Source organism: Shewanella sp. SR43-4, from assembly GCF_014163845.1.
In the GTDB taxonomy this organism is placed as follows: Bacteria; Pseudomonadota; Gammaproteobacteria; order Enterobacterales; family Shewanellaceae; genus Shewanella; species Shewanella vesiculosa.
The window spans coordinates 1-17,582 of sequence record NZ_JACJEB010000012.1; the positions used below are offsets into that span (position 1 = coordinate 1).

The window sequence follows — 17,582 nt, forward strand, 5'->3', positions numbered from 1 at the left end:
AACCAAATTAAACCAAATTAAATCAGCTATAAATCATGTTTGTCCATGAGTCTATAAAAGGTTGCCCTTGAAATATCTAAATAACTTGCTGCAAGCTCAACTTGGCCATCAGCAATTAGAATGGCCTGTTGTAAGGCTTGTTTTTCGGCATTGTCTTTTAAGGTTTTAAGCGAGAGCGCGATGTGACGCTTTTTGTCAATATTAGCTAACTCTAGGTTTTGTGCACTGATCTGCGGCATGTCGCACAGTACCACAGCACGACGAACACGATTAATTAACTCTCGGACATTGCCTGGCCATGAATAGTTTAATAATGCATGGCATGCAGATTGCGATAATGGCTTAGCCACCAGTCCATATTCATTCGAATACATTCGAATGAATCGATTGGCTAGACCGATGATATCATCACGCCTTTCTTCTAATCTTGGGGTGTTAATGGTTATGCCATTCAAGCGATAATAGAGATCTAACCTAAAACGACCTTTATCGATAGCACTTTCTAAATCAACATGAGTTGCCGCTAAAATACGCACGTCAGCCGATTGAGATTTACCGCCACCCACAGAGTCGTACAAACCCTCTTGTAAAAAACGCAATAAATTGACTTGTAATTCCGCGGGTAAATCACCTATTTCATCTAATAATAATGTACCGCCATCAGCCAATGCAATTTTGCCTTTCCGGTTACTTGTTGCTCCTGTAAAAGCACCTTTTTCATGACCAAATAAGTCTGACTGAATTAAACCTGCCGCCATAGCACCACAATTAACGGTAATAAGAGGTCTATCTTTTCTGGAAGATAATTGATGTAACTTAGTGGCGACTAATTCTTTACCTGTGCCAGATTCACCACGAATAAGCACTGGAATATCTGTTGGTGCAACTCGCTCAACTTGACGAAATAACTGTTGCATGACGTCTGATTGGTACACTGATGGCTCAGTTTCTTTGCCAGTTTGCTCAAGCTTTGGCGCATGATGCTGCTGTTTTAATTTAGACAAGCCGATGCCATGACCTAGACACTTTTCTAACCTTTCTGGATCGATTGGACTCGTGCAAAAATCCCAGGCATATTGCGCAATGAAGGTAGTAATATCTTTTATTTCGAGTTGTGATTTATTGATCAGTACAATAATATGGATCTTGGGGACCAAAATTTTAACTAAGTGGCTGATTTCATTTTCAATATTTCCTTTTCGAAGATCGATTAAGCATAGGGCACAATTATTAGGTATATTATTTTGATCATACTTATCAATGTAATGCAGCTTAAAATCTAATCGAGAAAGTACTTCATTTAGCTCCTTACACTGAAAACCTGCTATGAGTAACGTTTTCATGTTGATATCCTTTCGATAAAGAAATCACAAAAGGGCTAACACAAGGCTAGCCCGTGCATCTTATCTATAGATATAACCGGACAATATTACTTGAATATAAACCCTGCTGACATGTTAATCGTTTATATCATCGGTAACTTAATACATAAGTTAAGTAATGTAGTTACTCATGAGCAGTATCATTATTGGATTCAATATGGATACCCACTCAGAACCACACTTTGTACGTTTTAATCATCTTTTTATCGACTAATCACCCCAGATTGATCGTAATGATGACTAACTTTAATGTATCTGTTATCTCAGCTACATCTTTCTTATGACCATAGTATGGTACAGAAGTGTTAATAGTATACAAAAAGCAGTAATTAAATTGACATATATGCAACATTTAACTATTACCCCAAATATCCACATAAATCGGCGCTCAAAAACAGCTTGCTCGTGCACAAGAGTTAACCGTGCTCTTAAACCACCTAAACAACTGTGTTATAAATATAACCTAGACTAATCGTTAGTCCGTCTCACGGGCAGTAAAGTCGTTAAACGCAACCTAAAGATAGATATCTAGGAGTCCTAAAGGAACCGTCATGATTAAATACAATGCTTGTATAATGTTAAGTTCATTGGCACTAGTCACCTTATCTGCTGCAGTTAACGCAGGACAACTCCCCAAAAATGTTGAAGAAATTCGCGTATTAAAGGCGGAACAAACCCTACCTCAGGTGGTTAATCGTTATCAAGCCATTAGTGATACCTTGGAGGTCAAGTTAGCTCAATCCACCGATGAATTAGCGGTGACAGAAATGGCAGCCCATCAAGGACATAGATTATGGCAACAAGCTGTGAGGGATGTTCAGTCTGGACACAGTGATGATCGCTCCTTGTACTGGAGTCGATTAAGCATGCGTAAGGTCTTAAAACAAGACAAAGCAGGATTTAATCTTGCCGACTGGCAACGCGAGATTTTGGTCAAAGCGGTGGAGAAATCCTCCCGTGGCTTTAGTGATATTGAATTTTATTCCGACAGCCAAATTAATATCTTGGTCACTGGTTTTGATCCTTTTTTCCTTGATAAGGATATCGGCCAAAGTAATCCGTCAGGTTTAGCTGCTTTAGCTCTCGACGGTTATCATTTTGAAGTTAATGGAAAAAAAGTACAGATTGAAACTGTGATGATCCCAGTGAGATTTAGTGATTTTGATAATGGTATTATCGAATCGTTACTGACACCGTTTTATCGAGAGAACAGTGTTGACATGGTATTTACCATTAGCATGGGTCGTGATAATTTTGATATTGAACGCTTTCCTGGACGTAACCGCAGTGCAGAGGCACCAGATAATTTAAATGTATTAACTGGAGCAAGTCGCACCAATCCAAAAGCGCCGCTATTTAACGGAGGCACTTCAAACGATGGGATATTAAATGGTCCTGAGTTTGTGCAATTCTCATTACCTGTAGAGGCGATGGCAGCGGTAAAAGGTCACTGGAGTGTTAATGATAACAATCAAGTTAGCAGCTTATCTCGGGGCCAATTTAAAGCATCATCACTGGCTGAATTACAAAATGAAATTTCTGTAGAAGGCTCTGGTGGCGGCTATTTATCTAACGAAATATCCTATCGCAGTATTTTACTTCGAGATCAATTTAACTTGAATTTACCGGTAGGACACATTCATACTCCACGCATTAAAGGTTACGACTCGCAAGTAGAATCAGACATTGTTGAACAAATACGTGCCATGATAGCTGCGGCAGCGAGCACACTATAAATCGATACACTAAATTAACAGGTCAATACTTTACTTGCCTGAATCTTTCGTTAATCATTCAAGCAAGTGAAGCAACCCAAAATGTTTAAAAGTATTTTTAATTTCAGCCAACGCGCGCACCAAGCGTTAACGCAAGATATCCATACCAAGGAATCTTCATTATCAGCGCGCCCTCGCACCAAGCAACCACTAAACACGAACGTTAGTAACCCCTTACAACTGCAGATCTTGGCCAAAGTCGAAGCCGATTACCAGTTAGCCGAGCTGCATTTCAAACGCCAATTCCCCCGTCCTTGTGTGCATTTCAGCTTACGTGGAAAAAGCGCCGGCACAGCGCATTTACAAGCGAATAAATTACGCTTTAACCCGGTGTTACTGGCTGAAAACCCCGATATTTTTATTAACGAAGTTGTGCCACATGAAATTAGCCATTTAGTGTGTTTTCATCTGTTTGGTAAAGTAAAACCTCATGGTAAAGAATGGCAAAGCGTTATGCTGACAACATTTAATATTGCCCCCAAGACCACTCACCAACTCAATACTCAGTCTGTCAGTGGCCAACAGTTCGAATATTTTTGCGCCTGTGGCAGCATCCACTTAACCATAAGACGTCATAACAGAATTGTCCGCGGCCAAACTCAATATCGCTGTCGCCGTTGCCAACAAACATTAAGCCCTTTTTCTCCTTAAATATTATCAATTGCGTCATCGCATTCGATGGCTTAACATCTGCCCAAATGACAGGCTAAGCCTGCGCTGTAATGATGTTTTTGTTAATTTTAGGGTTTATTTTGCGCTTATCATCCACTCATTCTTGGTTATTTGGGGTGTCGCTACTGTGCGGCATTTTTTCATCAACACTTATTGCGGCAGAACACCCCAGTAGTTTCGGTAAAGCCAAAGCCATTGCCAAAAAGATCTATCAGCAACACTTGCCACTCAACACCTTCTATTGCGGCTGTGATATCGCCATAGCAGGTAAATTATGGCAAGCGGATCATGCTAGCTGTGGCTATCTGGTTAGAAAACAAATTATTAGAGCCAACCGTATCGAATGGGAACACGTCGTCCCCGCCTGGGAATTTGGTCATCAACTGCAATGTTGGCAAGATGGCGGACGTAAAAATTGTGGTAAAAACAACCCGCAATTTAAAAAAATGGAAGCCGATTTACATAACCTTGTACCTGCTGTCGGTGAGGTCAATGGCGACCGCAGTAACTTTAGGTTTAGTGATTGGGGCGGCAAAGCAGATCAGTACGGACAATGCGAGATGATTGTCGACTTTAAAGGCCGTAAAGTGCAGCCACCAAAAGGTGCAAGAGGGCCGATCGCTCGAACTTACCTTTATATGCAACAAACCTATGGTCTACAAATCAGCAGTAGCCAACAAAAATTGTTTAATGCATGGAACAAAATGCAACCGGTTAGTACCACAGAATGTCAACGCGACAGCTTAATCGCAGCTAACCAAGGTAATCATAATGATTTTGTATTCAAACAATGCCAAAATAACGGCTTAGTTCGATAATTGGCGATCAAGCTACCCTTGAACAATTGATTAAATAAGGTCAACACTGATGAGAGTCCCACGCATTTTTCAGCCCCAAGACAATTTACAGCAAGGGCAAACGCTTCAATTAGATGAAGATGGTGTTGCTCATATCGGCCGAGTATTGCGAATGGGAATGGGCGATCACATCAGTTTGTTTAATGGTGACGGTAATGATTACTTAGCCGAGATTATTGAAACCAGCAAGAAATCTATCACTGTCACACTATTGAGTTGTGAAAAAAACCACAGTGAATCGCCATTAAACTTACACTTAGGCCAGGTGATTTCACGTGGTGACCGCATGGAATTTACCGTTCAAAAATCGGTTGAGCTTGGCGTAACCACTATTACGCCGTTATTTTCCGATCGTTGTGGTGTCAAACTGAGTGGTGAGCGTTTAGAGAAAAAACTGCAGCAATGGCAAAAAATTGTGGTCAGTGCTTGTGAACAATCTGGCCGCAGTATCGTACCTATTGTTCGCCCGGCAATGACATTGGCACAGTGGTGTGCAGAACCCACTGAAGCATTAAAACTGAATTTGCATCCAAGGGCTTCACATGGCATTAATGGCTTACAGTTAAACGGCCAACATCAAAGAGTAAGATTACTCATTGGCCCAGAAGGCGGTTTATCTGACGAAGAAATTGCCATGACAGAAACCCAGCATTTTACCGATATTTTATTAGGCCCTAGGGTGCTGCGTACAGAAACTGCATCATTGACTGCCATTACGGCATTACAAGTTAAATTTGGCGATATTGGTTAACATACCGATACCTCTCTGCATATTATTAAGGATACACACATGATTAAGCTCGGCATTGTTATGGACCCTATTAGCGACATTAATATCAAAAAAGACTCGAGCTTCGCGATGTTATTAGAAGCGCAAGCAAGAGGCTACCAATTGTTCTACATGGAAATGCATGATCTTGCTATGGTCAACGGCAAAGCCATGGCCAACATGCGTGAATTATCAGTTAAGCAAGATGCTAGTCAATGGTTTACCTTAGGCGAGTCCGTCGATACTCCGCTAGCAGAACTTGATGTTATTTTAATGCGTAAAGATCCACCGTTCGATACTGAATTTATCTATGCCACTTATATGCTTGAACGTGCAGAAGAAGAAGGCGTATTAATCGTTAACAAACCACAAAGCTTACGCGATGCCAATGAAAAATTGTTTACCGCATGGTTTTCTGAGTTTACCCCAGACACTATTGTGACTCGTGATGCTAAACGTATCCGAGCCTTCCACCAGCTAAAACAAGACATCATTTTAAAACCATTAGATGGCATGGGTGGCACCTCGATTTTCCGTGTGAAAAAAGATGATCCTAACGTGGGAGTGATTATCGAAACCTTAACCAGTTATGGTCAACAATACGCAATGGCTCAGGCATTTATCCCAGAAATCACTCAAGGCGATAAGCGTATTTTAGTGGTTGACGGTGAACCAGTACCTTATGCACTAGCGCGTATTCCGATGAAAGGTGAAACTCGTGGCAACCTAGCAGCTGGCGGCAGTGGCGTGGCTCAACCATTATCTGAAAGTGATTGGAAAATTGCTCGGGCAATCGGTCCAGAATTGAAAAAACGTGGCCTTATTTTTGTCGGCTTAGACGTCATCGGCGATAAATTAACTGAAATCAATGTGACCAGCCCAACCTGCATTAAAGAAATCGAAGCAGCATTTGACGTTAGCATTACTGGTATGCTCATGGATGCCATCGAAGCCCGTATAAGCCAGCAAAAATAGGATTATTCATGCATTATTTATCTATCTACACAAAAATAGTCAGTAGATTAATATTGGCATCTAGTTTGATTATAACTGGAGCTATGGCTGATGAAGTCATAGTGTCGCCTACTGTAGACAGCGCCGTAAGCAATAATGTGCCAACGGTCGGTCCATCAAGACCGAAAAATATTATCATTATGATTGGCGATGGTATGGGACCGGCGTACACCACAGCCTACCGTTATTACAAAGATAATCCTGAGACCGAAGAGATTGAACAAACGGTTTTTGATCGTTTACTTGTGGGGATGGCAAGCACCTACCCAGCCTCTGTAAGCGGTTATGTTACCGATTCAGCAGCATCAGCAACTGCGTTATCAACTGGGGTTAAAAGTTATAATGGAGCCATTGCCGTTGATATCGAAAAACGTCCGCTGACCACCTTAATGGAAAAAGCCAAAACATTAGGTTTATCAACTGGCGTAGCTGTCACCTCGCAAGTCAACCATGCAACACCAGCGGCATTTCTGGCTCATAATGAAAGCCGTCGAAATTATATTGATATTGCAGAGGCTTATTTAAGCTCAGATGCAGATGTGATTCTTGGTGGGGGCCAGCAATATTTCACCCCAACACTACTTGAGCAGTTTAGCGCTAAAGGTTATCAACACATTACTGAATTCGCCCAGCTTGAATCGGTTACTAAACCAAAAGTATTAGGGCTATTTGCTGATGTCCAGTTACCTTGGGTAATTAACGATAACCAAGCGCATAACCTGAGTCATATGACCCAGAAAGCCCTAGATTTACTGTCACAAAATAACCAAGGGTTTGTGTTATTAGTAGAGGGTAGCTTAATTGATTGGGCTGGCCACAGTAACGATATTGCTACGGCCATGGGTGAAATGGATGAATTTGCTTCAGCAATTGAAGTGGTTGAACAATTTGTTCGTCAAAGTAAAGACACGCTTATGGTGGTAACAGCCGATCATAATACCGGTGGGTTATCTATTGGCGCAAATGACAAATATGAGTGGAATCCACAGGTGCTACATAAGGTTAAAGCCAGCCCAGATGCAATTGCTACGCGCGCGATTGCTGAAGATAATTGGCAGCCTTTAACCGCAACACTTTTGGGTTTTACTCCAAGCGACGCACAATACAGCCAATTACAAGCAGCTCGTATGCAAGGTAACGAACCACTGTCTGTCGCACTGCGTAAATTAATTGATATTCAGTCTAATACCGGTTGGACAACTGGCGGACATACCGCGATGGATGTTCAAGTATTCGCTGCAGGCCCTGGCGCAAGGTTGTTTAGCGGCCATCAAGACAACATTGATATCGCGACTAAAATGTTTAGCCTATTACCACAATAGAGATAAATACCTTAATCAATGCCGAACGACGATGACCCACACAATCCCCGCCCTTATCAGCGGGGATTGTGTTAGTATCAGCGTGTTTACCTTATCACTAGCATTATGAGCAACTGACGTGTTAACAAATCCTTCTCAAGCCTTAATCAGAAACAGCCACTATTTTGAAAAGCAAAATGTGTTAGTGCTTAATTATGAAGCTGATACTTTTGCACATCAATGTCTTGAGTTTGCTCATCATGTTACCGCCCTAGCGTTGGATTTTAATCATCACCTGATATTGTCCTCTTGTACCAATGACAAATTACAGTGCTATTTTGGTCACCAATTACCTGATTCACTCGCAAGTTCAAAATTTGATAGTGTGATTATTTATTTTCCCAAAGCTAAACCGTTAATGGGCTATTTACTGCAACTAGCTGCGCAGCATTTATCTATTGATGGCCAGCTGATCATTGTCGGTGAAAATAAAGGGGGAATAAAGTCGATTGCTAAGCTCACACCTGATTATTACTCACCACCAATCAAACAAGATAATGCCCGCCATTGCCTGGTGTATGTCAGTTATTTAACCCAAGCAGCGCCAGCATTAACCCTTAGTGATTGGGTAAGCCAGTACTCACTCGAGACTCCGCAAGGGCAATTACAAATTTGTAATCTTGTTGGTGTATTTAGCGAAAAACGTCTCGATCAGGGCACTGAATTATTACTGTCGCATTTACCAGAAAATTTACACGGCAGAGTTCTCGACTTTGGTTGTGGTGCAGGGGTCATTACAGCGGCGTTACTCAAAGCTAACCCGACGCTAACTATTGAATGTATTGATATCAATGCGATGGCACTACTCTCATGCGAATTAACCCTTGCAGCCAATAATATGCGCGCAAAAATTTACCCTTCAGACGGATTCAATCAAATTGTCGGTAAATTTGACGGTATTATCTCCAACCCACCGTTTCATGATGGGTTAACCAACACTACAGATATCGCCACACAATTTGTCCAACAAAGCGCAACTCGACTAACCAGCAAAGGCATATGGCAAATTGTCGCTAATCGCCACTTACCTTATTCAGAGACTATTGCGACTCATTTTGGCAAAGTAGAAGTGTTAGCTGAAAACAATAAATATAAGCTATATTCCCATCAAGGTTAATCCCTCCTAAAAGCCCGCCAAATCTCACCTCAACTGGCTTAGTTCATGGGCAGCAAAGCTCATTACGGCTGGAATTACAGCTAAATATCAGCTAAATTAACGAAAAGGCAAAATAACGCACATTTTCGGCTTTGTTTCGTTGGTATGGTACTGGCGTCTAATGACCGAATATAAAAATAAAAATAAAGGATGTTATGTTAACGCCATCACTCGTCACATTAAGTGCAGATAAAAGCAAAGCGGAATTACGTATAATTCCCAATACCCATGGCCCCGTGTCGGAGGATGATATTAATGCCTTGCTGACACAGGCTGATTTTACGATGTTATTTCCGATTATCCCCGCGATTAATAAAGCCGTATCTGAAGTCAATGCACTTTGTGGCCAAACGCCTGGCGGACACGAACTCTTTTTTACGATTGCCGAGCGCAAAGATGGCTCTGTGAGCATCAGTGTCAGTGACGATAAAATGCAAGCAAGCATGAAAATCACTTCAGCTTGGGGCGGCAAAGATATCACCCTACCAGACATACTCAATACCCTGAAAACTCAAAAAATCAAAATGGGACTCAGCAAACCTAAGATTATGGCATTGATACAGCGTTTATCGATATTGCCCCCAGGTGAAACCTGTGAGGGGATCATAGCCTCAGGTAAGTTAGCCGTTAATGGCGAAGATGCAATATTAACCCGTAAAGTTGCCTTAGCTCGCGAGCGTCTATTGCAACCACAAGAACGCGAAGACGGCTCTGTTGATATGCGTGATTTAGGCTCACTCATTACCGTCAAACCCAACGATGTATTAATGATTAAAACGCCATTAACGAAAGGGACTCCGGGGTTTAATATCCACGGTGATGTACTGCAACAAATTCCAGGTAAAGATAAATCCATGGAGCCCGGCACTGGCGCGAGCTTTCATCCTCAAGATCCCAACCAACTCATCGCCACCGTTCCTGGTCAGCCAGTGGAAAACCGTACTGGCATGCAAGTTGACGACATTCTGCAAATTAAAGATGTTGATGTTCGCTGTGGCCACGTTAATTTTAAAGGCAGTATATTAATTACTGGTGATGTGCACGAAGGTATGGAAGTTAAAGCCAGTGGTGATGTCACCGTGATGGGCTTTGTTGAGTCTGCCACTATTGAAGCTCAAGGCGATGTGATTGTCAGTAAAGGTGTCATTGGTCGCTTGATTAAAGAGCATGAACTGAGTACTAAAATTAAAGCTACCGGACAAATTTGTGCCCAATTTGTACAATATTCACAACTAGAAGCGCTGGGTAATATTTTAGTCACTAAGCAGTTGCTTCACAGTCATTCGACATCTGGTGACACTATAACGGTCAGCGATGCCCAAGGAAAACGAGGTGACTTGGTCGGCGGCATTGCCACTGCAGCTAAAGGGATTAGGGCTATTGCATTTGGCGCTACGGCCAGTACTAAAACCGAACTGTTTTGTGCTATGCATCAAGGTGAGTTAAAGCAAGAGCTTAAAGAATTAGATGACAGTATCAAAGGCATGGTTGTCGCGAGCTTAGAATTAGAGGCGAGATTGCGTAAACTACCGCCTAAAGCGGAATGGCAAAGTGATGCTGGCATGATTGAACAAGTTAAAATGATGCTCGAGCAAAAAAACCAGATAGATACTGAACGTATTAAAGAAGAAGTTGAATACACACAACACCTTAATGAAGTTGAAAACTATTACAATAATTATGTTATTCAAGCTGAAAAACACATATTCATCAACGTTGAAATCCACATTGGCAATGCATTTAATCGCACCCAACGTGAACATGGTCCGTGCATTGCCAAAAACGTCAATCAAGAAATATCATTCGATTACAGCAATCGCTAGCGAATTCAACACAGCAAATATAGGTAGAAATATACACTATGCAACAAGTACATTGGCCTGCAATACTCAAGTTTGATCAAGATGATGAGTTAATGTACCTAGTTAATCATCAAGATTGGTTAAGCTTTATTTGTGCAAATCAATTTACTCTTGATGCTAACGATAAACTTATCGATAGTGTAGGTCATGTCTATGGTATTCAAACACAATCGCAACAGCTCGCATCAGTGAATAGCAGCGTGGCAGAGCTGCCTTCGTTGCTCAAGCACAGTGATGATATGAGTGTATTACAACTATTGCCTCTTGTTCGTCAGTATGGCCAATTTCAAGGCCATTGCTGCAGCTCAAAAATTATCTTTACCACCATTGAACAAGGTATCGCGACTGTAGCTGAGTTAGAGCAGCTCTATTAAACCCGCTCTCCTAAATAAGACCTTTACCGCCTACTCATTGACGCCATCATGGTTAAGTTAAACACTTATCCTTGATGGCCTTTGTTAAATAAGTCAAAACTAAAATTAACCAATATAATGGCCTCCCCCATTGAGCAACACCCATCGCTCTGGCAAAATGCCCTCTATGCTCACAGCTCTTAAACCCTGAGAATCCTTAATGGAATTACTAAATATTGAATGTCTAGGTAAACGTTTGCGACTAGAAGGCTCGATTGCGGGTTGGCAGCAACTTTATTGGGACAATCAGCTAGTATCACAAAAGTCTGCCAGTGCCACCGACCAAGCCTTTCACATCCATTCATTTGAACTGACCAGGCAAACATCTATCGCGACTGAAACCGAAAATACAAGCGCGAATCTAAGTGTCACGCCACTCCCAGTACGATTAGAAATCGATGTTAACTGGCAACCATTTCAACTTGATTATTGTTTGTTAATTGATGATGAGTCCATTACTCAAGGACAACGTACAGTTAAAGATATTGAGCGTCAAACACCTGAAGTTGCCGTGGTAAAAAACCAAAAAATCAGTGTTGTAGGCCTTGCCTCACTAGGTTTTAAACTGCTAAAAAGCGCTAAGGTAGTTAAGGTTCTTTTTGCCGGAGCAAGTGTTGCCGCCTATTCTTGGCTATTTTCATTTCAATTTGCCTTAGCCCTTATCGGTTGCTTAGTGTTTCATGAATATGGTCATATTCGAGCGATGAAACATTTCGGCATGAAAACCAAAGGGATCTATTTAATCCCTTTTGTTGGCGGTTTAGCCTTGAGCGATGAGCGGATCAACACCCGTTGGCAAGACGTGTATATTTCAATAATGGGCCCCACTTTTGGGCTGATTTTATCGATTATCTGTGTCGGACTTTATTGGATAACAGGTAACGTATTCTTTGCCGGATTAGCGGCATTTAATGCTCTGCTGAACCTGTTTAATTTATTGCCTATTTTACCTCTCGATGGCGGACATATATTAAAAAGCATTAGCTTTTCGATGAACAGCTTGATTGGCCTCATCGCCTGCATTTTAGGTGCAGCCATAGGCGTCTTCATTAGCTACAGCTTAGGCTTGGCTTTACTCGGTTTTTTATTGCTGATTGGCAGTGTCGAGATTATCTTTGAGTGGCGCGGACGACATCAGAGCCACTTATTACCTTTAGATCGCTATGGACAGATTTTCTCTACTGTATGGTATTTGCTCACAGTGGCAGGTTTAGTCGGCATTATTTGGTACTTTGCAGGCTCTGGCGATGAAATGTTAGCTATTCCATTGCAAATTCTGGGTAGTTAGTCCTATTGCCTGAATGCCAATAAAACCTAGTCTGATGACTGACCACATAAAAACGCCTGCATATTGCAGGCGTTTTTATTTGAATCTCTCTGTTTATTATACTGAGGGTAAAGCAAATACCTTGGTCATGACTTTATACAACTCAGTACCTTGATGAACTGAGGCGGAGGCAAAATGTAAAATCGGCACGCAATCCATGGGCAAACTAATCGCTTGAAAAGCCTGATCAGTGCCATAAAGGTCAATACGTAAAATGTTGACCAATGGCTGCCCTGCAGCTAATGGCTCACCGACTACAGCACAATATTCAATCAAGCCCGCTTTAGGTGCATGAAACTTTTTATAATCTCGTAAATAACAAGCAAATCGCGCCATTTTTGCTGGGCTAACGTTCTCAGCTATCACCCCGCGATAGCTTAAATAAGCCAATATACCTTTAGCATCCACGAGTGCGTCATCAAGATCAATGCGTTCTTGGCTGGCAAGCTCTAAGGTAAATGCCGACACGGGTACCGAAAAATCTCGGCCCTGGCTCACTGCATATTGAGTTAATTGCCACCATGGACAAAATGTTGCTTCATCCATCGCGCCACCAAAACTATTGGGGATAACGAGGGTATAGGGTATTGAAAAATATCTCGCGGCATCGATATCATACTCAGGACAATAAAGATGTTTACACGACTTAGGGCCAGTATGTAAATCAAGCACTATGTCGGCTTGGTGAGCCATGGTCTGTAAATTTACCGCCAGACGATGACCTGTTGAGATCCCAAAAGGTTGCGCTAAGCGCTTTTGGCATGCTTCCACTAACATCGAGCGATAAGCCTGAAACAAAGCGTTATCGGTTAAATGTTGGTGTTCGCGATACCAAGCTTGAACATCCACTTGGTGATCAAAATACTCTCGATTCCAATTAACACCTGTAATAGGGTCAAATCGTCCTAAGGTAAACTCGCCACTCTTCTGATTAATTCCTAGCGGATTAGCTAATGGCGCAAAGGTAATATTACCTAACACCTGATAACCTTCCAACAAGGTCATCAGTTGATAAATTACTGCATTGCCCTGCACTTCTGCGCCATGAACATTGGCCTGAATATAGGCACTAGGCGCAGAACTATCACTACCAATGAATGAATATAGCGGCACTGTCAATGCTTGCCCTGTCGCCAACTCCCCGACCTGAACAGACGATTGGATTGCTTTAGTCATCTCAACACTCAAACAGATTTTGATGTAAGGCATTAACCACTTGCGCCGCCTCAGATTCAGCCACCAACACACATAAATTATGTGGGCTAGCACCTTGACAAATCATCCGTACATTATGGTTTTCAAGCACTTTAAACACCCGGCTACAAATACCCGCCGTCGAGGCGATACGATTACCAATAATGGCGATTAAGGCTAAATTTTCTTCAACTCTGACACGACAATGCTGCGATAGCTCTTGTAATAACGATTCGCTTAATAATCCTTGCCCGCTTGAATCAGAACCCGTTTTATCCAGCGTTAGCGATACGTTTACTTCAGAAGTGGTGATTAAATCAACCGATATTTTATGCCTTGCTAAGGTTGCAAACGTTTCTGCTAAAAAGCCTTGAGCATGCAACATTTGTAAACTATGAAGATTCAATAAAGTTTGATCGCGGCGCAATGCAACGGCTCTAAAAACAGGGGTATCTTCCACTTGATGACGGATCCAAGTCCCCCCCATTTCAGGTGCTTTACTGGATCCTACAAACACCTGAATTTTTTGTCTAACGGCCGGTAAAATGGTCGCAGGATGCAATACTTTAGCGCCGAAGGTGGCCATCTCAGCCGCTTCATTAAAACTAATTTCTGCAATAGGGCGAGCATTAGGCGCAAGTCGAGGGTCAGTGGTATAAATTCCGGCAACATCAGTCCAAATTTCAACCGCTGTAGCACAGAGAGCTTCAGCAAGTAGAGCTGCTGAATAATCACTGCCTCCACGGCCTAATGTCGTGGTTTTACCACTGTCATCTGCGCCAATGAAACCTTGAGTGACAATGACATAACGGGCAAGTAACGGCTGTAAAAAATCACCTGACAATTTTGCTATAGCTTCAATTTGTGGTTCTGCACGGCCAAAATGACTGTCGGTACGTAACACTTGACGTACATCAAAATGATCGGATGCGGTGCCTTTTTCACGGATAACGGCTGAAAATAAAATCGAAGAACATTGCTCGCCCGTCGACAGTAATTCGTCCATCACCGCTTTGCTACGATCCAGCTCTAGCGATTCACTTAATACCGACATCCGGCTGAGAATTTTATCAATGCTGGCAGCCACGTCTTGAGGACGTCCTAATTCGTCTAGGATCGCATATTGAATTTTGGCGATTTGCTTAAGCAATATTAAACGACGTTCATCATTAACATTCGCTTGGGTTAGCTCTACTAATAAGTTAGTCACACCGCTGGAGGCGCTCACCACCACCAGACGAGTAGCAGGATTCGCCAAAACGATATCGGCACAACGACTCATAGAGGCATAGTCAGCCACTGACGTGCCACCAAATTTGGCAACCACTAATTCTGAGCGATGACTCTCAGGCGCAACATTATCTGGGGCAAGGTTCATACAGACGCCTCCGCAGTTTGCGAAAGACAACAAAATAAGATGTGATTTACTAACATGATATACGCTCCGAACACACTACGTTCGAAGAGCCTGGTGCTAAGATAACGCACCCTTATAGAAGGGAAACAGCAATCATCACCAGAAGCTCTCCACCAAAAAAATAGGTGACAATCGTTAGGATTCAGCCTAAACGACCGATATCAATGTTTGCCAAACAAACTGATACCTCGGCGCTAATCTCCATCATAAGTGGTCATTGGACTGGCATCCTCTCACTTACTACCTAGTTAACGCTCCTCTTCTGTTCCTCCCTAAGGAGGGAGTTGAAAATAGCAACAAATACCCTATCAAGTCAATCAGCAAAAACAGTAAAAAACACAGTTCTGCTAAAAATCGTGAATATTTGATAATTCAGGCACAGCAATAGCGGTTATATAATTGTTCTAAATTACGAAATAAAAGCCAATATCAAGCTAAAAAACATCATTAACGCAAAATGTCGAGACAATTACCACTGTATTGTATCTTTTTATAGTGCAATGTGTTGTTTAACCGTTTAATTGCTTGAATAACTTATCACTCATCACGGATATGACCGCACTCTGGCAGTTCATACACCAAACGCAGTCGGTGATTGAACGCCCCCATAGCCACTTCCGGTTTAATGGTATCAAGACATGCAATCAAGGATATTAAACCTCTATTAACGTAATAAATGGCATATTGATTAAACTCGCGACCAAGCTCAACAGCCTGTTCTTTATCAATAAAAATAGCCCAGCTCTTTTCCATATGCGACAAATCAGGTGCCGCACCGACTAGTGCGCGATAGGGACGATTATATTGTTGGATTTTAGATTGAAGCTGGCGATCAAGTAAGCGATTTTGACTAGGAGAGAGCCTAGTGCCGAGGGGGTTATGAGCAGTAACAATTGCAAATGGGAAATCATCAGAAAGACGCTGAGTGAACAAAAAATGAGTTGTTTGATAGTCATCCCACAATGAATCTATAACATTTTTCATAGTAAATTTTCGTCAATTAAGCCAAAAATAGTCTATCAGATAGCTTAAATATCTAAAAGGTTTGAGATCTAGATCACAAGAATAATATTTAAAAATCATTAACTATTATAATGTTATCAACATTAATCTTTTATGTACTTCATTGGTATATTAATTTTTTAACATTTAATTTGTTAACAAATACCTAAAACGAGTACAATACCCTCTACTCATTAATAAATCACTTTAGCGAAGTTGGCTACATACACCTCAAAAGCTCAGCAAATATTGTTGAGAGTGTGATGATTTATTGATGTAAAGTTTACAGTCGTACTAAATTTGTTCTACATTTGATAAAACATTCATACGATTAAATAAGTTTGCGATAGAAGGAACTATCTTTCTAAATGGCATTCATAGTAAGTAAGCTTAGTTACAACAAATTTACACCACTTTTTACATCATCATGCTTTAAGTGCAAACGCACATCATAGTGTCATGATAATAAATAGACGCAAGCAGACTCAGTAACCAGCATTAACCGTTACGAAATAGAGTTTATAGAGAGTGTTTAATTCAGGGTAGACATAGATAAACACCAAAGAAATATCGGAATATTAGTGCATTAGCCCAAGCGCTTTTGCAACCTATTAGCACAAAGTGGCTAGAATCGAATTTTATAAAATCAGGTAAATATCATGCAAAATCCGCACATTTTAATTGTTGAAGATGAAGCTGTAACTCGTAATACATTGCGCAGTATTTTTGAAGCTGAAGGTTACGTTGTTACCGAAGCCAATGACGGTGCAGAAATGCATAAAGCGATGCAAGACAATAAGATAAATCTTGTTGTTATGGATATTAACTTACCCGGTAAAAATGGCTTGTTATTAGCACGTGAATTACGTGAAATTAATAACATCGGCCTTATTTTCTTAACGGGTCGTGACAACGAAGTTGATAAAATTCTTGGGCTTGAAATTGGTGCTGATGACTACATCACTAAACCATTCAATCCTCGTGAATTAACCATCCGTGCTCGCAACTTGTTAACCCGCGTAAATAATGCTGCAGCAGAAACCGAAGAAAAAGGTTCTGTTGAGTTTTATCGCTTTAATGGCTGGAGCTTAGAAATCAACAGCCGTTCTTTGGTTAACCCACAAGGTGAAGCTTACAAGTTACCACGCAGTGAATTCCGTGCAATGCTTCACTTTGTTGAAAACCCAGGTAAGATTTTAACCCGTGCTGACTTATTGTTAAAAATGACTGGCCGTGAATTAAAGCCACATGACCGCACTGTTGACGTGACAATCCGTCGTATCCGTAAGCATTTTGAAAGCTTACCTGATACGCCAGAAATCATCGCAACAATCCACGGTGAAGGCTATCGTTTTTGTGGTGACTTAGAAGCGTAATATTG

At 41.5% G+C, this 17,582-nt stretch carries 15 protein-coding genes and 1 riboswitch; of the genes, 11 read left to right on the plus strand and 4 right to left on the minus strand.

Features of this window, described 5'->3' with window-relative positions:
- Positions 1–26 precede the first annotated feature (26 nt).
- Positions 27–1,343 carry a sigma-54 dependent transcriptional regulator gene (locus H5123_RS14200; RefSeq protein ID WP_182698382.1) on the minus strand — a complete coding sequence of 439 codons (1,317 nt, stop codon included), beginning with the start codon at positions 1,341–1,343 and terminating at the stop codon, positions 27–29.
- Positions 1,344–1,933: 590 nt separating this feature from the next.
- On the opposite strand from H5123_RS14200, the gene H5123_RS14205 reads away from it, so the two are divergent.
- The 10 genes from H5123_RS14205 (at position 1,934) to H5123_RS14250 (ending at position 12,549) form a co-directional block, all read left to right on the plus strand.
- Positions 1,934–3,118: a hypothetical protein gene (locus H5123_RS14205; RefSeq protein WP_182698383.1), complete on the plus strand. Its 1,185-nt coding sequence runs from the start codon at positions 1,934–1,936 to the stop codon at positions 3,116–3,118.
- An 81-nt stretch (positions 3,119–3,199) separates the two neighbouring features.
- A complete protein-coding gene (locus tag H5123_RS14210; protein ID WP_182698384.1) occupies positions 3,200–3,808 on the plus strand; it encodes a SprT family zinc-dependent metalloprotease in 609 nt (202 codons plus the stop codon).
- Positions 3,809–3,882: 74 nt separating this feature from the next.
- Positions 3,883–4,647: an endonuclease gene (locus H5123_RS14215; protein ID WP_182698454.1), complete on the plus strand. Its 765-nt coding sequence runs from the start codon at positions 3,883–3,885 to the stop codon at positions 4,645–4,647.
- Positions 4,648–4,696: 49 nt separating this feature from the next.
- A complete protein-coding gene (gene rsmE, locus H5123_RS14220; protein WP_182698385.1) occupies positions 4,697–5,437 on the plus strand; it encodes a 16S rRNA (uracil(1498)-N(3))-methyltransferase in 741 nt (246 codons plus the stop codon).
- Positions 5,438–5,476: 39 nt separating this feature from the next.
- A complete protein-coding gene (gshB, locus tag H5123_RS14225; protein WP_124017316.1) occupies positions 5,477–6,430 on the plus strand; it encodes a glutathione synthase in 954 nt (317 codons plus the stop codon).
- Positions 6,431–6,513: 83 nt separating this feature from the next.
- On the plus strand, positions 6,514–7,791 hold the full coding sequence (locus H5123_RS14230) for an alkaline phosphatase (RefSeq protein ID WP_404948318.1): 1,278 nt from the start codon (positions 6,514–6,516) through the stop codon (positions 7,789–7,791).
- Between the two features lie 118 nt (positions 7,792–7,909).
- Positions 7,910–8,947, plus strand: coding sequence for a class I SAM-dependent methyltransferase (locus tag H5123_RS14235; RefSeq protein ID WP_124017314.1), 1,038 nt, complete (start codon positions 7,910–7,912; stop codon positions 8,945–8,947).
- A 194-nt stretch (positions 8,948–9,141) separates the two neighbouring features.
- Positions 9,142–10,809, plus strand: coding sequence for a DUF342 domain-containing protein (locus tag H5123_RS14240; RefSeq protein WP_182698387.1), 1,668 nt, complete (start codon positions 9,142–9,144; stop codon positions 10,807–10,809).
- A gap of 38 nt (positions 10,810–10,847) precedes the next feature.
- The gene (locus tag H5123_RS14245) at positions 10,848–11,222 is read left to right on the plus strand and encodes a DUF4144 domain-containing protein (protein ID WP_182698388.1); all 375 of its coding nucleotides are present in this window, start codon (positions 10,848–10,850) and stop codon (positions 11,220–11,222) included.
- A gap of 199 nt (positions 11,223–11,421) precedes the next feature.
- A complete protein-coding gene (locus tag H5123_RS14250; protein WP_182698389.1) occupies positions 11,422–12,549 on the plus strand; it encodes a site-2 protease family protein in 1,128 nt (375 codons plus the stop codon).
- 96 nt (positions 12,550–12,645) lie between these two features.
- Here H5123_RS14250 and H5123_RS14255 read toward each other — a convergent pair whose 3' ends face one another.
- The 3 genes from H5123_RS14255 to H5123_RS14265 form a co-directional block, all read right to left on the minus strand.
- Positions 12,646–13,764 (minus strand): succinylglutamate desuccinylase/aspartoacylase family protein, encoded by a 1,119-nt coding sequence (locus H5123_RS14255; protein WP_182698390.1) that lies wholly within the window; start codon positions 13,762–13,764, stop codon positions 12,646–12,648.
- Position 13,765: 1 nt separating this feature from the next.
- A complete protein-coding gene (gene lysC / locus H5123_RS14260) occupies positions 13,766–15,160 on the minus strand; it encodes a lysine-sensitive aspartokinase 3 (RefSeq protein WP_182698391.1) in 1,395 nt (464 codons plus the stop codon).
- A 134-nt stretch (positions 15,161–15,294) separates the two neighbouring features.
- Positions 15,295–15,469: riboswitch (Lysine riboswitch) on the minus strand.
- 267 nt (positions 15,470–15,736) lie between these two features.
- Positions 15,737–16,183, minus strand: coding sequence for a DUF3293 domain-containing protein (locus H5123_RS14265; RefSeq protein ID WP_124017308.1), 447 nt, complete (start codon positions 16,181–16,183; stop codon positions 15,737–15,739).
- 677 nt (positions 16,184–16,860) lie between these two features.
- On the opposite strand from H5123_RS14265, the gene arcA reads away from it, so the two are divergent.
- Entirely contained in the window at positions 16,861–17,577 is a 717-nt protein-coding gene (gene arcA, locus H5123_RS14270) for a two-component system response regulator ArcA (RefSeq protein ID WP_124017307.1), read from the plus strand.
- Positions 17,578–17,582: the final 5 nt, after the last annotated feature.

Bases quoted from the DNA above. Each gene is read 5' to 3' on its own strand.
- H5123_RS14215 (WP_182698454.1), top strand. From the start codon at position 3,883: ATGTTTTTGTTAATTTTAGGGTTTATTTTGCGCTTATCATCCACTCAT.
- lysC (WP_182698391.1), bottom strand. From the start codon at position 15,160: ATGAACCTTGCCCCAGATAATGTTGCGCCTGAGAGTCATCGCTCAGAA.
- arcA (WP_124017307.1), top strand. From the start codon at position 16,861: ATGCAAAATCCGCACATTTTAATTGTTGAAGATGAAGCTGTAACTCGT.
- H5123_RS14210 (WP_182698384.1), top strand. From the start codon at position 3,200: ATGTTTAAAAGTATTTTTAATTTCAGCCAACGCGCGCACCAAGCGTTA.
- H5123_RS14265 (WP_124017308.1), bottom strand. From the start codon at position 16,183: ATGAAAAATGTTATAGATTCATTGTGGGATGACTATCAAACAACTCAT.
- H5123_RS14205 (WP_182698383.1), top strand. From the start codon at position 1,934: ATGATTAAATACAATGCTTGTATAATGTTAAGTTCATTGGCACTAGTC.
- H5123_RS14250 (WP_182698389.1), top strand. From the start codon at position 11,422: ATGGAATTACTAAATATTGAATGTCTAGGTAAACGTTTGCGACTAGAA.
- rsmE (WP_182698385.1), top strand. From the start codon at position 4,697: ATGAGAGTCCCACGCATTTTTCAGCCCCAAGACAATTTACAGCAAGGG.
- H5123_RS14245 (WP_182698388.1), top strand. From the start codon at position 10,848: ATGCAACAAGTACATTGGCCTGCAATACTCAAGTTTGATCAAGATGAT.
- H5123_RS14230 (WP_404948318.1), top strand. From the start codon at position 6,514: ATGGCTGATGAAGTCATAGTGTCGCCTACTGTAGACAGCGCCGTAAGC.
- H5123_RS14240 (WP_182698387.1), top strand. From the start codon at position 9,142: ATGTTAACGCCATCACTCGTCACATTAAGTGCAGATAAAAGCAAAGCG.
- H5123_RS14255 (WP_182698390.1), bottom strand. From the start codon at position 13,764: ATGACTAAAGCAATCCAATCGTCTGTTCAGGTCGGGGAGTTGGCGACA.
- gshB (WP_124017316.1), top strand. From the start codon at position 5,477: ATGATTAAGCTCGGCATTGTTATGGACCCTATTAGCGACATTAATATC.
- H5123_RS14200 (WP_182698382.1), bottom strand. From the start codon at position 1,343: ATGAAAACGTTACTCATAGCAGGTTTTCAGTGTAAGGAGCTAAATGAA.